Annotated in this window: 16 protein-coding genes; 6 read left to right on the plus strand and 10 right to left on the minus strand. The window is 60.9% G+C overall.

What is annotated here, in order from left to right; all coding sequences use genetic code 11:
• Nucleotides 1-87 precede the first annotated feature (87 nt).
• Nucleotides 88-1,005 (plus strand): LysR family transcriptional regulator, encoded by a 918-nt coding sequence (locus tag WH299_RS00820; RefSeq protein ID WP_122728450.1) that lies wholly within the window; start codon nt 88-90, stop codon nt 1,003-1,005.
• Here the strand turns inward: WH299_RS00820 and WH299_RS00825 are convergent.
• Nucleotides 1,002-1,898, minus strand: coding sequence for a LysR family transcriptional regulator (locus WH299_RS00825; RefSeq protein WP_339549394.1), 897 nt, complete (start codon nt 1,896-1,898; stop codon nt 1,002-1,004). The genes WH299_RS00820 and WH299_RS00825 overlap by 4 nt on opposite strands.
• Nucleotides 1,899-2,004: 106 nt before the next feature.
• Here WH299_RS00825 and WH299_RS00830 point away from each other — a divergent pair, with 106 nt between their 5' ends.
• Nucleotides 2,005-2,763 (plus strand): SDR family NAD(P)-dependent oxidoreductase, encoded by a 759-nt coding sequence (locus tag WH299_RS00830; protein WP_323624834.1) that lies wholly within the window; start codon nt 2,005-2,007, stop codon nt 2,761-2,763.
• Here WH299_RS00830 and WH299_RS00835 read toward each other — a convergent pair.
• Nucleotides 2,662-3,174, minus strand: coding sequence for a multidrug/biocide efflux PACE transporter (locus WH299_RS00835; RefSeq protein WP_323624833.1), 513 nt, complete (start codon nt 3,172-3,174; stop codon nt 2,662-2,664). The two genes, WH299_RS00830 and WH299_RS00835, sit on opposite strands and share 102 nt — an antisense overlap.
• Before the next feature lie 88 nt (nt 3,175-3,262).
• Here WH299_RS00835 and WH299_RS00840 point away from each other — a divergent pair, with 88 nt between their 5' ends.
• Nucleotides 3,263-4,117, plus strand: coding sequence for a LysR family transcriptional regulator (locus tag WH299_RS00840; protein ID WP_028617658.1), 855 nt, complete (start codon nt 3,263-3,265; stop codon nt 4,115-4,117).
• A gap of 10 nt (nt 4,118-4,127) precedes the next feature.
• Here the strand turns inward: WH299_RS00840 and WH299_RS00845 are convergent, their stop codons facing one another.
• Nucleotides 4,128-4,970, minus strand: a complete 843-nt coding sequence (locus WH299_RS00845; RefSeq protein WP_339549395.1) for a LysR family transcriptional regulator — start codon at nt 4,968-4,970, stop codon at nt 4,128-4,130.
• A 111-nt stretch (nt 4,971-5,081) separates the two neighbouring features.
• Between WH299_RS00845 and WH299_RS00850 the strand changes: the two genes are divergently transcribed.
• A complete protein-coding gene (locus WH299_RS00850) occupies nt 5,082-5,807 on the plus strand; it encodes an SDR family oxidoreductase (protein WP_123474630.1) in 726 nt (241 codons plus the stop codon).
• A gap of 1 nt (nt 5,808) precedes the next feature.
• On the opposite strand, the gene WH299_RS00855 is transcribed toward WH299_RS00850, so the two are convergent.
• Genes WH299_RS00855 through WH299_RS00870 form a run of 4 tightly spaced genes read right to left on the minus strand, consistent with a single transcriptional unit; the run spans nt 5,809 to nt 8,331 of the window.
• The gene (locus tag WH299_RS00855) at nt 5,809-7,017 is read right to left on the minus strand and encodes an RNA polymerase sigma factor (protein WP_123474631.1); all 1,209 of its coding nucleotides are present in this window, start codon (nt 7,015-7,017) and stop codon (nt 5,809-5,811) included.
• Entirely contained in the window at nt 7,014-7,490 is a 477-nt protein-coding gene (locus tag WH299_RS00860) for an SRPBCC family protein (RefSeq protein ID WP_122728459.1), read from the minus strand. Before WH299_RS00860 ends, WH299_RS00855 begins: the two co-directional genes overlap by 4 nt.
• Nucleotides 7,491-7,524: 34 nt before the next feature.
• Nucleotides 7,525-7,869, minus strand: a complete 345-nt coding sequence (locus WH299_RS00865) for a YciI family protein (protein ID WP_122728462.1) — start codon at nt 7,867-7,869, stop codon at nt 7,525-7,527.
• A gap of 42 nt (nt 7,870-7,911) precedes the next feature.
• Nucleotides 7,912-8,331 carry a YybH family protein gene (locus WH299_RS00870; protein WP_122728464.1) on the minus strand — a complete coding sequence of 140 codons (420 nt, stop codon included), beginning with the start codon at nt 8,329-8,331 and terminating at the stop codon, nt 7,912-7,914.
• Between the two features lie 149 nt (nt 8,332-8,480).
• On the opposite strand from WH299_RS00870, the gene WH299_RS00875 reads away from it, so the two are divergent.
• Nucleotides 8,481-8,981 carry a GNAT family N-acetyltransferase gene (locus WH299_RS00875; RefSeq protein WP_126570659.1) on the plus strand — a complete coding sequence of 167 codons (501 nt, stop codon included), beginning with the start codon at nt 8,481-8,483 and terminating at the stop codon, nt 8,979-8,981.
• Between the two features lie 60 nt (nt 8,982-9,041).
• Here WH299_RS00875 and WH299_RS00880 read toward each other — a convergent pair whose 3' ends face one another.
• Nucleotides 9,042-9,524 (minus strand): GyrI-like domain-containing protein, encoded by a 483-nt coding sequence (locus tag WH299_RS00880; protein WP_126570660.1) that lies wholly within the window; start codon nt 9,522-9,524, stop codon nt 9,042-9,044.
• Between the two features lie 195 nt (nt 9,525-9,719).
• Here WH299_RS00880 and alaC point away from each other — a divergent pair, with 195 nt between their 5' ends.
• Nucleotides 9,720-10,931 (plus strand): alanine transaminase, encoded by a 1,212-nt coding sequence (gene alaC / locus WH299_RS00885; protein ID WP_122728471.1) that lies wholly within the window; start codon nt 9,720-9,722, stop codon nt 10,929-10,931.
• 155 nt (nt 10,932-11,086) lie between these two features.
• On the opposite strand, the gene WH299_RS00890 is transcribed toward alaC, so the two are convergent.
• On the minus strand, nt 11,087-12,439 hold the full coding sequence (locus WH299_RS00890; RefSeq protein ID WP_068932357.1) for a GntP family permease: 1,353 nt from the start codon (nt 12,437-12,439) through the stop codon (nt 11,087-11,089).
• 84 nt (nt 12,440-12,523) lie between these two features.
• Nucleotides 12,524-13,057 carry a gluconokinase gene (locus tag WH299_RS00895; RefSeq protein WP_122728473.1) on the minus strand — a complete coding sequence of 178 codons (534 nt, stop codon included), beginning with the start codon at nt 13,055-13,057 and terminating at the stop codon, nt 12,524-12,526.
• Between the last annotated feature and the right edge of the window lie 105 nt (nt 13,058-13,162).

Here is a 13,162-nt window from a genome sequence, read left to right on the forward strand (position 1 = left end):
TAGGCTGCGGCTTGACCCCTTGGGAAGATCTATTATCAGATGGCCCATCTTCTGAAAATCAGATAGCCCTATGTTTTGGAGAGGCCGATGTCCCTCACCTTGCGTCAAATTCGTTATTTCGTCGCCACCGCCGAAATCGGCCAGATTTCCCAGGCAGCCATCCACCTGAACATCTCGCAATCGGCGGTGACCACGGCGATCAAGGAGCTGGAGGCGATGCTCGGCGTACAGCTGTTCGTGCGATCGGCCCAAGGCATGAACCTGACCGACGCGGGCCGGCACTTTCTCAACCGTGCCTACGTGATCCTGCGCAGTGTCGATGACGCGCTGAACAGCCCACTGCCCGACTACCGCGCCCGCGGCGTGCTGCGCTTGGCGGCCAGTTACACGGTGCTCGGCTACTTCCTGCCCCACCACTTGCAACGCATGGAACACTGGCATCCGGACGTAACCATCGAAGTCTTTGAGCAGGAACGTCAGGCCATCGAACAAGGGCTGCTCGACGGCCAGTTCGACATGGCGGTGGTACTCACTGCCAACCTCACTCACCCGGATATCGTCTCGGAAATCCTGTTCAATTCGGAGCGCCGCCTATGGCTGCCCAGCCATCATCCCCTGTGCGAACGCGGCGCCGTGAGCCTGGCGGATGTGGCCCAGGAGCCCTACATCCTGCTCACCGTCGACGAGGCCGAACACAGCGCCATGCGTTATTGGGAACAAGCCGGGCAGACGCCCAAGGTGCGCCTGCGCACCAGTTCGGTGGAGGCGGTGCGCAGCATGGTCGCCAATGGCAGCGGCGTGGCGATCCTTTCGGACCTGGTGCACAGGCCCTGGTCCCTGGAAGGCAAGCGTATCGAAACACTCACCGTCACCGATCCAGTGACGCCGATGAGTGTGGGCCTGGCCTGGCACCGCGAGCACGCGTTTACCCCAGCGATGCAGGCGGTGCGCGATTACTTCCACGACGCGTTCCTGGCACCGCAACAATTATCGGCGCGGCGTTAAAGGTGGGCTTGCAACGTCGCCGCCAACCAGTCCATGAACACCCGCACCCGCAACGGTAAGTGACGCTGGCCGGCGTACAGCAGTGACACGTCCAACGGCGGCGCCGGGTAATCCGGCAGCACCGACACCAGTTCTCCATTGGCCAACAAGGTGCGTATCCCCGGCAACGGCACCTGGGTAATGCCGAAGCCGCCCAGGCACGCCGCTTGATAGGCATCCGTGCTGTTGACGGTGACACGCCCGGCCATCGGCACCCGCAGGACTTTGCCGCCCGACAGGTATTCGAAGCCGGATGAGCGTGCGCCCAACGGCCTTACGTAATGCACCAATTGATGATCCGCCAAGTCCGCCAGGGTCTGCGGCACACCGTAGCGCTGCAGGTAGGCCGGGCTCGCGCAGTTGACCATCGGCATGCTGCACACCCGGCGCGCTACCACGGTTTGATCGGGCTGGGCGCCTACCCGCAACACGCAGTCGAAGCCTTCGGCGATCAGGTCCACCTGGCGGTCCGAGCTGCTGATTTCCATCTGGATCAGCGGATGGCGTTCCATGAACAGCGGCAGGTGCGGCAGAATCATGCTGCGCGCCATCACGTTGGGCATGTCCACGCGAATCCGTCCGGTCAGTTGCGCCTCATCCTGGCGAAACAACCCTTCCAACTCTTCCATGTGCGCCAGCAAGTCCTTGCTGCGCTCATACAGCACACGGCCATCCTGGGTCGCCTGCACCTTGCGCGTGGTGCGTTGCAGCAAACGCGCGCCGAGCAATTCTTCTAGCGCCTGCACATGTTCCGACACGGTAGAGCGCGGCAGGCCCAGGCTCTCGCCGGCCTGGGTAAAACTCGACAGCTCGGTGACGCGCACGAAGGTGCGCAGCAGCTCAAGTTTGTTCATGGGATTGTTCGCCTTATCCGGCCAGTGATTCCGGTATAGCGCTGTTTATCACGTTAGGGGCGAATAAATACACTCGCTGCCACTGATCACCTGAGAGGACTGCACCATGACCCGTAAAATCGCACTCATCACCGGCGCCAGCCGTGGCCTGGGTAAAAACGCCGCGTTGCACCTGGCGGCACAGGGCGTTGACATCATCGGCACTTACCACAGCGCGGCGGCTGAAGCCCAAGCGGTGGTCGAACAGGTTCAAGCACTGGGTGGCCGCGCCGCCATGTTGCAACTGGATGTGAGCCAGAGTGGCAGCTTCGATGGCTTTGTCGGTGAAGTCGGCCGCTTGCTCAAGGATGTATTTGCACAGGATCACTTCAACTTTCTGATCAACAACGCCGGCATCGGCGCCCACGCCAGCTTTGCCGAGACCACCGAAGCGCAGTTCGACCAACTGGTGGCGATTCACTTCAAGGCGCCGTTTTTCCTCACGCAAAAACTGCTGCCACTGATCAGCGATGGCGGGCGCATCATCAATATTTCCAGCGGTCTGGCGCGATTCAGCCTGCCGGGGTATGCGGCGTATGCGTCGATGAAAGGTGCGATGGAAGTGCTGACCCGCTATCAGGCCAAGGAGTTGGGCGGCCGTGGGATCACCGTGAACATCCTCGCGCCCGGCGCCATCGAAACCGACTTCGGCGGCGGCGCCGTGCGCGACAATGCGGCGCTCAATACGATGGTCGCCAACAACACAGCCCTGGGCCGGGCAGGCTTACCGGACGATATTGGCGGTGCCATCGCCGTCCTGCTGGCCGACGGCAGCAACTGGATCACGGGGCAGCGCATCGAGGCGTCGGGCGGCATGTTTCTGTAGAAACTTCTCGCGCAGTACGTCATAGCCCCAGTGATAGACATAGGTGTACGGCAGGAAAAACAGCAGTACACCGATGTCGAGCATAAACGCCTGCATCAGGCTGATGTTCAGCCACGCCGCGATCAAAGGCACTGCCACGATAATCAGTCCGCCTTCGAACATCAGTGCATGCAACACCCGCGTCCAACCGCCGCCCGAGAGTTGCAGGCGCACCTTGAGGCGGTCGAACAGACTGTTGAAAATGATGTTCCAGGTCAGCGCCAGCAGGCTCAGACCCAAGGTCACCGCGCCCATTTCCAGCGCCGGCCGGCCGGTGATCCAGACCAGCAGTGGTGTACAGATCAACAACGCCAGGCCTTCAAAACCCAGGGCTTGGCAAACACGTTCAGTAATCGACTTGGTGGGGTGCATGACCCTTCTCCGTGAGTGACGATGGTTGCCATGATTACCCTTTGAATCGATACTTCATAACTAATAACCATCGATCAAGGCGATAGTCATGGCCTCCCACGAAGTGTTGCAAGCGTTTGTCCAGGCCGCGACCCAAGGCTCCTTTTCTGCCGCAGCGCGCAAGCTGGGCAAGAGCCAGTCCACCGTCAGCGCGGCGGTGGCGAGCCTGGAGATTGACCTGGATGTAGTGCTGTTCGACCGCAGCAGCCGCAAGCCGACACTGACCCCCGCCGGGCAGGTGCTACTGCAGCGCGCCGAGCAGGTGCTGGAGGCCAGCAGCCGTCTGGAGTTAGCAGCGAGCCAGTTGGCCCAGGGGTTGGAGCCGAAGGTGACGATCGCCATGTCAGACACCTACCAGTCAGAACGCTTTGAGCTCGCCCTCAAAGCGTTCGAACAACGCTACCCGGACCTTGAACTGGAATGGCTGATCGCCGAGTGCGAAGACTTGATCGCCCTGGTGCAGAGCGGCCGCGCACAGATTGCCTTGATCGAAGCCCAGGAGGTTTACCCGCCCGACCTGACGCGCTCGCCTGTGGCCGAACGCACGGAAATCGCGCTGTTCGTCGCCCCCACCCACGCGTTGACCCGCGTCCAAAACATCGACCCGCAAGCCTTGCAGCAACACCGTGAACTGCGCCTGGGGAGCATCATCAGCCCCAACGAAACGCGCCCATCGGGCCGTGTATGGTCGGCGCCGAGTTTTCTGATGCTGATGGAGATGGCTCAACTCGGCTTCGGCTGGGCGGAGTTGCCGCGCTGGTTGGTGGAGCGGTTTGGTAATGCCGGGCTGGTTGAACTCAACGTCCGGGGTTGGCCACGCTCGGTGGCGGTGGATGCACTGTGGTCGCGCCAACATCCACCAGGGCCGGCGGGAAGCTGGATGTTGAGCCAGATGCTCGAATAACCCTACAGGCTTATGCGGCCGACAATTGCGGCGGGCAGTGGGTCTGGAAATACTCGTGCAGCGCACGTAATGCGGGCGACTCCAAGGCTTGCGCAGCGAAACACAAGCCCACCCGACGCGTGGGGGCCGGCAAATGCCACTCCCGAATCACCACACCGGCCCGCTCCGCCGCCAGCGACTGCGGCAACATCGCCACGCCCACACCCGCCGCGACCATATGCAACGCCTGGGTCAGCGAACCGGCATGCCCGGCCACCGCTTGCGGCGAGCGACCATACAAGGCCATCAAGCGTTGATGGGAATCGTGCTGCGGGCAGGTGATCCAGTCTTCAATCGGCGTCCAGGCCTGTTCCTTGCCCGGCTGCGCCATGGGATGCGCGGCAGGCAACGCCATCACGTACGACTCTTCCCAAAGCGGCAGAAACAACTCGTCCTCGCAGCACATTTCCTCCACGGCCAGGCGCCCTTCGCCTTCGCAGCCTTCCTGCAAGGTCAGCAGCAAACCCGGCAGGCCTTGGTGCGCCATGCGCAGGAAGGTTTCGATCTGGCTGTCGGCAATATCGCCTTCCACCCCCAGTTCCAGGGCGATGCGATTTTCGCGTCCGCGAAACAGGCGGCTCAACGCATCGGCTTCAGCCACCATGCGTCGCGCCTGGGGGTACAGCACACGCGCCTCGGCACTCACCTCCACTCCCCGTGGCTGACGCACAAACAACGCCACGCCCAGTTCGTCTTCCAGTTGTTTGATGGTTACCGACAAGGTCGGCTGGCTGATGAACAAACGCTGGGCCGCCGCAGTGATATTGCGCTCTTCAAAAACCGCGAGAAATGCCTTGAAGTGACGAACATCCATAGCTGAATCCGATGGCTGACAGAGAAATAAGGCATTTTTCAGCCTTTGCGACGGTAAATATACTGCGACCACGATTCAGTTGTCGGTTTTTCTTATTCCAGGAGTTCATGCATGAGCAAGCCATTGATCATCATCACCGGCGCCAGTTCCGGTATCGGCGAAGCCACCGCCCGCCTGTTGTCGGCCGCCGGCCACCCGCTGTTGTTGCTGGCGCGTCGCATTGATCGCCTCAACGATCTGGGCCTGCCAAACACCTTGAACCGTGGCGTCGACATCACCGACCGCGCGGCCCTGGTCGCCGCCGTGCAAGAAGCCGAAGCCCAGTTCGGCCCAGCCGATGCGCTGATCAACAATGCCGGCGTAATGCTGCTGGGCGCAGTCAGCGAGCAAGACCCGGCGCAGTGGGAACAGATGCTGGATGTGAACGTAAAAGGCCTGCTCAACGGCATCCACGCCGTGGCCGGCAGCATGGTTGCGCGCCGAGGCGGCACCATCATCAATGTCAGCTCGGTGGCCGGGCGCAAGACCTTCCCGAATCATGTGGCGTATGTCGGCACCAAGTTCGCAGTACACGGGATTTCGGAAAACCTGCGCGAAGAATTGTCGCCGAGCAACGTGCGCGTCATTACCATTGCCCCAGGTGCAGTGGAAACCGAATTGCTCAGCCACACCACCGATGAGGCGATCAAGACCGGCTATCAGGCGTGGAAACAGGACATGGGCGGCACCGTACTCAGCGCCGATGACGTGGCCTCGGCGATTGCCTATGCCTACCAGCAGCCGCAGCATGTGTGCATTCGCGAAATCGTATTGGCGGCAACGCGTCAGCAGCCTTGATTCAGAGTCCAGCCAAACGCTTTTCGATAAACCTGCGTTCGGGTGCTTGTTGGGCCAAGGCCAGCGCCCGTTCGTAGGCGACTCGCGCCTCTTCGACACGGCCCAACTGCCGGTAAAACTCCCCGCGTGCCGAGTGCGCCAGGTGATAATCCAGCAACTCGCCACGCGCCAGAATCCCTTCTACCTGCTGCAATCCCGCCAAGGGGCCATCGCGCATGGCCAGCGCCACGGCACGGTTCAGTTCGATCACCGCTGACGGCATCATCCTGAGCAACACATCGTAAAGCCCGACGATCTGCGGCCAGTCGGTTTCACCCGCACTGGACGCTTCGGCGTGTACAGCCGCAATCGCGGCTTGCAGGCAATACGGACCAAAGCGCCGTGTGCCAAGTGCATGCTCCACCAGTGCGCAGCCTTCGCCGATCATGGACACATCCCACAGCGAGCGGTCCTGTTCATCCAACAACACCAACTCCCCACTGGCCGTGGTGCGTGCCGGGCGACGGGATTCGTGCAGCAGCATCAACGCCAGCAGGCCCATGACTTCCGGTTCGGGCAGCAGCTCCGTCAACAAACGCCCCAGGCGAATGGCCTCACGGGTCAAATCCTCGCGGGTCATATCGGCCCCCATGGACGCCGAATATCCCTCGTTGAACACCAGGTAAATCACCCGTAACACGCTGTCCAGCCGCTCGGGCAATTCGTCTCGGGATGGCACTTGATACGGGATCTTCGCCTCGCGGATCTTGCCCTTGGCCCGCACGATGCGCTGGGCGATGGTGGCCGGCGTGGCCAGGAACGCCCGGGCGATTTCTTCGGTGGTGAGGTCACAGATCTCGCGCAAGGTCAGCGCCGCCTGGGCGTCGGCCGCCAGTGCCGGGTGGCAGCAGGTGAAAATCAGCCGTAGGCGATCGTCTTCCACGTCTTCATCGCTCCAGTCAGCCGCTTCCAGCGCATCGGCCTGCTCCTGCAACAACGGGGTGAACCGCGCCTGGCGGCGCAAACGATCGATGGCCTTGAAGCGCCCGGTCGACACCAGCCAGGCGCGTGGATTGTCCGGCACACCTTCCTGCGGCCAACGCTGCACCGCCACAAAAAACGCTTCGTGCAGGGCTTCTTCGGCCAGGTCGAAATCGCCCAGCAAGCGAATCAGCGTCGCGAGGACTCGACGTGATTCGCGGCGATAAATGGCCTCGACCGGCTGGGTCAATCGGGCATGCCCTCGGTCACCAGGGTGACCAGCCGATCCAGGCTCTGGCCCCAGCCATCATGAAAGCCCATGGCTTCGTGGGCCTGCTTGTCTTCGGCACTCCAGTGCATGGCGCGGGCGGTGTAAAGCGTCTTGCCGTCGACCTCTTCGAAGGTGACTTCGGCGCTCATGAACGGCTTGCCCGAGGGTATCCAGCCGGGCATGAAGGCGTCGGTAAACACCAGCCGATTGGGCGCATCAATTTCCAGAAACACACCTTGCGTCGGGTACTCGGCACCGTCCGGCGCCCGCATCAAGGTGCGAAACAAACCACCGACCCACAGGTTCATTTCGCACTCGGGGGTAGTCATGCCGTGAGGCCCCCACCATTGCTGGAGCAAGGCGGGCTCGGTCCAGGCACGGAACACGCGGCTGGGCGGTGCATCGATCACACGGCGGATGGACAATTCAAACTCGGCAGGTTGCGTAGACATGGTGTAAACCTCTTGAGTCTTAGGGTTGTTGTATTCAGAGATTCAATTCACGCACGGGGCGCACTTCCACACTGCCGACCCGAGCGGCCGGAATACCACCGGCCACCTGGACCGCTTCATTCAAGTCACGGGCCTTGATCAGGTAGAAACCGGCGAGCTGCTCCTTGGTCTCGGCAAACGGCCCGTCGGTGATCGACAACTTGCCATTGCGCATACGCACGGTGGTGGCGGTGCTCACCGACTGCAGCGGCTCGGCAGCCAGCATGCGACCGCTGGCCTGAACGGACTGCGCGTAGGCGAAGCACTCCGGGTCTGCCGGGCTATCCGGCGAGGTGTGCAGCACCTGTTCGTTGCTGTAGATCAGGCAGAGGTATTTCATGGGCTTCTCCGTTTTCGGACTACTGACTATAGATCGCGCAGGTCAAGGTTTCAGGTCGAACAGACCGGCGCCGGTTTCCATGTCGAACGGCGCGGACCAGTGCTCATGCACCACTTTCCATTGGCCATCGATGCGTTGATAACCGGCGCTGACGCGCATCCAGCACGTCTTGAGCACGCCGTCCGGCCCGGTGCCGCCGCAGTGGGCCAGCCAATGGGCAAAGGCGCTGTCTGCTCCGGCAACGATATGCAGCTCATGAAAGTCGAAAACGCCGGGGCCAGGGCAGAATTCCATGCAGGCCTGCCAATGCGCCTGGTACGCAGCTTTGCCCTTGAACTGCAGGGCGCCAACGGCGTCGAACGCGACGATATCGTCGGCGTAATAGCTGACAATCTTCTCGACATCCTTGGCGGTGACCGCTTGTTTCCATTGTTCGATCAGGGTGTTGATGGCAGTGCTCATGGCGATACTCCTTGGGGTAGAAAACATCACGGAAGACACCCTTAGTCGAATGGCCAACCGGCAAATCGACAAGCCGCTTAAAAATAATTTCGCTCCCGGCAAACCCGCTAGAATCGACGCCTCTTTGTAGGATTTCGGATACGCCCCCGATGGAAACCCGCCTCGCCCTTTATGAGACGCTGAGCCTTGCGCAGAAACAGCAACTCGACACCCTGCAAGTGCACCCCGAACAACTGGCGTATTCCGGCGATATCTACTGTGCGCTGAACAGCCTGCTGGTCAATCCCCATCCCGATGCCATCAAAGGCTTCGCCCTGCTCGCCGACGAAACGCCCGTGGCTTTCCTGCTGCTCAAACGCCCGCCTTGCCTGCCCCACTGGGCAGATGCACACAGCGCAACCTTGCATGCGTTGCAGGTGGATCGGCATCAGCAAGGGCGTGGGTTTGGCAAAGCCTGCCTGCAAGCGCTGCCCGCAGCGGCATTGCAGGCGTGGCCGCAGATCAAGGGACTGGAGTTGTCGGTGGATGCGCACAATGTGACGGCGATGAGGCTGTATCTGGGGGCTGGGTGGGTGGATGGCGGAGAGGCGTACAAGGGGCGGATTGGGTATGAACGGAGGTTGCGGTGGGTGTTTAACCGGGCCCATTGATGTCACGTAAACATGACCTTCAGACGTCAATGTCCTGTTTACGTGACATCGCCTAGGGCGTCAGCCTCTTTCGCCCACCGGCAACCAGATCTCCACGGTCCCGGTGCCCTTGCGCGCATGGAAATCCGCGCTGTAGCGCTCGAAATCCGCGCCCATCACCTTGTATCCCGAATGCGGCAGCCATTCGAACATGATGCGTTCGTAGGTTTGCTCAAGCGCCTGCACCGGCCCGTAATGCGGGAACACGGCATAGTTGAGCGGTGGGATTTCGATGCATTCGAAGTTGCCTGGCACATCGGCTTTGGTCGGGACTTCGACACCGGCCATGTAGTCGAATTCGCCATGCTTGGGGTTATAGCAAACGCCATACGTCACACCGCCCACACGCTTCTTGATGCCCTCGATGCAGGTATCGAACAACTCCCACAGTTTGGGGATATCCCCCACGGTGGCCTTCGAATAACGCCCTTGCACCCCGGCGATCACCAGGGCTTTACCGGCTTCCATGCGTGGCTCTAACGGTTGTTTTGTCTGCTGATCCATACGAACAGTCTCCTTCTTATGAGGGAACAAACCCGCATCGAGTATAGGGGCATATCCACGTCGTACTCCATGTAGAAAATTTTTCTGCGCATCTGGACAACGGGCCATCATCGACCGTATTGTCTGCCCCGCAGGCCACCGCAGTGGCCGACGTCGCTCGGACGGTTCCGGGCGCTTACGTACTTCGAGGCAACAATGGCAGACCAAGGTTCGCCGCGCCGCTTTGCGCGCATAGATCGACTCCCCCCGTATGTTTTCAATATCACTGCCGAGCTGAAGATGGCTGCGCGTCGGCGCGGCGAAGACATCATCGACTTGAGCATGGGCAACCCAGACGGCGCCACGCCGCCGCACATTGTCGAAAAGCTGGTGCAAGTTGCCCAGCGTGAAGACACTCACGGCTACTCCACGTCCAAAGGCATTCCGCGTCTGCGCCGGGCGATTTCGCGCTGGTACAAGGACCGTTATGAAGTGGACATCGACCCCGAGTCGGAAGCCATCGTGACCATCGGTTCCAAGGAAGGCCTGGCACACTTGATGCTGGCCACCCTGGACCAGGGCGACACCGTGCTGGTGCCCAACCCCAGCTACCCGATTCACATCTACGGTGCGGTAATTGCCGGCGCGCAAGTGCGTTCGGTGCCGCTGGTGCCTGGCGTGGACTTCTTCGCGGAGCTGGAACGGGCGATTCGCGGCTCGATCCCCAAGCCGAAGATGATGATCCTCGGCTTTCCGTCCAACCCCACCGCGCAGTGCGTGGAACTGGACTTCTTCGAACGTGTGATCGCGCTGGCCAAGCAGTACGACGTGCTGGTGATCCACGACCTGGCCTACGCCGACATCGTCTACGACGGCTGGAAAGCCCCGTCGATCATGCAAGTGCCGGGCGCCAAGGACATCGCGGTGGAGTTTTTCACCTTGTCCAAGAGCTACAACATGGCCGGCTGGCGCATCGGCTTCATGGTGGGCAACCCGGAACTCGTCAACGCCCTGGCACGCATCAAGAGCTACCACGACTACGGCACCTTCACCCCGCTGCAAGTCGCCGCTATTGCTGCACTGGAAGGCGACCAGCAGTGCGTGAAAGACATCGCCGAACAATACCGCCAGCGCCGCAATGTGCTGGTCAAGGGCCTGCATGAGCTGGGCTGGATGGTCGAGAACCCGAAGGCGTCGATGTACGTCTGGGCGAAGATTCCCGAAGCATATGCCGCCATGGGTTCGCTGGAATTTGCCAAAAAACTGCTGCTGGAGGCCAAGGTGTGTGTCTCGCCGGGCATCGGTTTTGGCGAGTATGGCGATGACCATGTGCGCTTTGCGCTGATCGAGAACCAGGACCGGATTCGCCAGGCGGTGCGGGGGATTCGCGGGATGTTCAGGGCGGATGGACTGGTCACTAAAGCCTGACGCAATCCACCTGTAGAAATGTGATCAAAAATGTGGGAGCTGGCTTGCCTGCGATAGCATCACCTCGGTGTATCTGCTACACCGAGGTGTCTGCATCGCAGGCAAGCCAGCTCCCACACTTGATCGGGTTACCACATGGGTAACGGTGGTGCGGCTTACACCACCAACGACAACAACATGATGAAGATCAACGCCACAATCGACAGAATCGTCTCCATCGCCGTCCACGTCTTGAACGTCTCGGCCACGGTCATGTTGAAGTACTGCTTCACCAGCCAGAACCCCGCATCGTTGACGTGAGACAGGATCAACGAACCCGCCCCCGTTGCCAACACCAGCAGCTCACGGTTAACCCCCGGAATCATCCCCACCACCGGCACGACAATGCCCGCACCAGTAATGGTCGCCACCGTGGCCGAACCGGTTGCCACACGGATCACCGCCGCCACCAGCCACGCCAGCAGGATCGGATTGATCTGCGCGTTCACCGCCATATGGCCAATCACGTCGCCCACACCGCTGGTCACCAGCATCTGCTTGAAGCCACCGCCGGCACCGATGATCAGGATGATCGCAGCGGTCGGCGCCAGGCTGGCGTCGAGCAATTTGAGGATCTGCTTGGAGTGAATGCCTTGGCGATGGCCAAAGGTGTACAGCGACAGCAGCAACGCCAGCAACAGGGCGGAGATCGGGTGACCGATCATGTCCATCCAGTTACGCACGATGTGGCCGTCCGGCAAGCCGATATCGGCGAAGGTTTTGAGCAGCATCAGGAACACCGGCAACAGCACGGTAATCAGGGTGATGCTGAAGCTCGGCAGGTTCTTGTGTTCCGACTCGCGGGCCAGTTGATCGACCAGTTCCTGGGACGGGTTGCCCGGGATGTACTTGGCGATGAACGTACCGAAGATCGGGCCGGCGATGATGGCGGTCGGCAGTGCGACGATCAGGCCGTAGAGGATGGTCTTGCCGATGTCCGCGCCAAACACGCCGATCGCCAGCAGCGGGCCCGGATGCGGTGGCACCAGCCCGTGTACCGCCGAGAGGCCGGCGAGCAGCGGGATACCGATCTTGATCAGCGACACGCCGGTGCGGCGCGCGACGATAAACACCAGCGGGATCAGCAGCACAAAGCCGATCTCGAAGAACAGCGGGATGCCCACCAGGAACGCGGCAAACATCATGGCCCACTGGACCTTCTCTTTGCCGAAGGCGCGGATCAGGGTCTGGGCGATCTGATCGGCACCGCCGGATTCGGCCATCATCTTGCCGAGCATCGTGCCCAGCGCGAGGATGATGCCGACAAAGCCGAGCACCCCGCCGAAGCCGTCCTGGAACGCCTTGATGATCTTGTCCACGGGCATGCCCGAGGTCAGGCCGAGGAAGCCGGCCGCGATGATCAGTGCAATGAACGGATGCACCTTGAACTTGGTGATCAGAACGATCAACCCGATGATAGTGACCACTGCATCAAGCAGCAGGTAAGACTCGTGGGACATGCCAAACATGGGGGGTCTCTCCTGTTTGTTGTTGTTATTAAAGCGGGTGTTGAATTTCCTGCCGGGGATAGCGCTATCTTTTCCGGCAAAAAATTAATAAGTAGGTTCAAAGCCGTGTTGCAGCCACCAGGCGTTGGTCTGCTCGGCCAGTTCCTCGATGCTGTCTTCGCTGGCGTTCAGAGCCAGGGTCAGCGGTTCGCCTTTGGGCGATTCAAGGGTGGCAAACTGGCTGTCGATGAGGCTGGCCGGCATGAAATGCCCAGGGCGATGGGACACGCGGTCGGCGGCCACGGCGCGGGTCAGCTCCAAAAAGACAAAACCCAGGCCCGGCGCGGCTTCGCGCAGGTGGTCGCGGTATTTCTTTTTCAGGGCGGAACAGGTGAGCACAGGATGCTCGCCCGCTTTGAGAGAACGGCGCAGTTCATCGCAGAGGATGTCGAGCCAGCCGGCGCGGTCGTCGTCGTTGAGGGGGTGGCCGGCGCTCATCTTTTCGATGTTGGCGGCTGGGTGAAAGCTGTCGCCTTCAATGGCGGTAGCGCCGTTCAGGCGGCACAGGGCCTCGCTGACGCTGGACTTGCCACAGCCGGAAACACCCATGATGACCAGGGCGGTAACAGGTTGACTCATGAAACACCTCAGGACGCAGATAGCGCTACCTTTGCACGCTGTAAGGCTAGTGCAAAAACAGGCTTTTCCCGCGCCGTCTTGTCTTTTTTTATGGAGTGACGCGTG

Source organism: Pseudomonas sp. MYb541, from assembly GCF_037479595.1.
GTDB lineage: Bacteria > Pseudomonadota > Gammaproteobacteria > Pseudomonadales > Pseudomonadaceae > Aquipseudomonas > Aquipseudomonas canadensis.

Coding starts and splice junctions, on each gene's coding strand:
- WH299_RS00820 (WP_122728450.1), top strand. CDS start 88: ATGTCCCTCACCTTGCGTCAAATTCGTTATTTCGTCGCCACCGCCGAA.
- WH299_RS00825 (WP_339549394.1), bottom strand. CDS start 1,898: ATGAACAAACTTGAGCTGCTGCGCACCTTCGTGCGCGTCACCGAGCTG.
- WH299_RS00830 (WP_323624834.1), top strand. CDS start 2,005: ATGACCCGTAAAATCGCACTCATCACCGGCGCCAGCCGTGGCCTGGGT.
- WH299_RS00835 (WP_323624833.1), bottom strand. CDS start 3,174: ATGCACCCCACCAAGTCGATTACTGAACGTGTTTGCCAAGCCCTGGGT.
- WH299_RS00840 (WP_028617658.1), top strand. CDS start 3,263: ATGGCCTCCCACGAAGTGTTGCAAGCGTTTGTCCAGGCCGCGACCCAA.
- WH299_RS00845 (WP_339549395.1), bottom strand. CDS start 4,970: ATGGATGTTCGTCACTTCAAGGCATTTCTCGCGGTTTTTGAAGAGCGC.
- WH299_RS00850 (WP_123474630.1), top strand. CDS start 5,082: ATGAGCAAGCCATTGATCATCATCACCGGCGCCAGTTCCGGTATCGGC.
- WH299_RS00860 (WP_122728459.1), bottom strand. CDS start 7,490: ATGTCTACGCAACCTGCCGAGTTTGAATTGTCCATCCGCCGTGTGATC.
- WH299_RS00865 (WP_122728462.1), bottom strand. CDS start 7,869: ATGAAATACCTCTGCCTGATCTACAGCAACGAACAGGTGCTGCACACC.
- WH299_RS00870 (WP_122728464.1), bottom strand. CDS start 8,331: ATGAGCACTGCCATCAACACCCTGATCGAACAATGGAAACAAGCGGTC.
- WH299_RS00875 (WP_126570659.1), top strand. CDS start 8,481: ATGGAAACCCGCCTCGCCCTTTATGAGACGCTGAGCCTTGCGCAGAAA.
- WH299_RS00880 (WP_126570660.1), bottom strand. CDS start 9,524: ATGGATCAGCAGACAAAACAACCGTTAGAGCCACGCATGGAAGCCGGT.
- alaC (WP_122728471.1), top strand. CDS start 9,720: ATGGCAGACCAAGGTTCGCCGCGCCGCTTTGCGCGCATAGATCGACTC.
- WH299_RS00890 (WP_068932357.1), bottom strand. CDS start 12,439: ATGTTTGGCATGTCCCACGAGTCTTACCTGCTGCTTGATGCAGTGGTC.
- WH299_RS00895 (WP_122728473.1), bottom strand. CDS start 13,057: ATGAGTCAACCTGTTACCGCCCTGGTCATCATGGGTGTTTCCGGCTGT.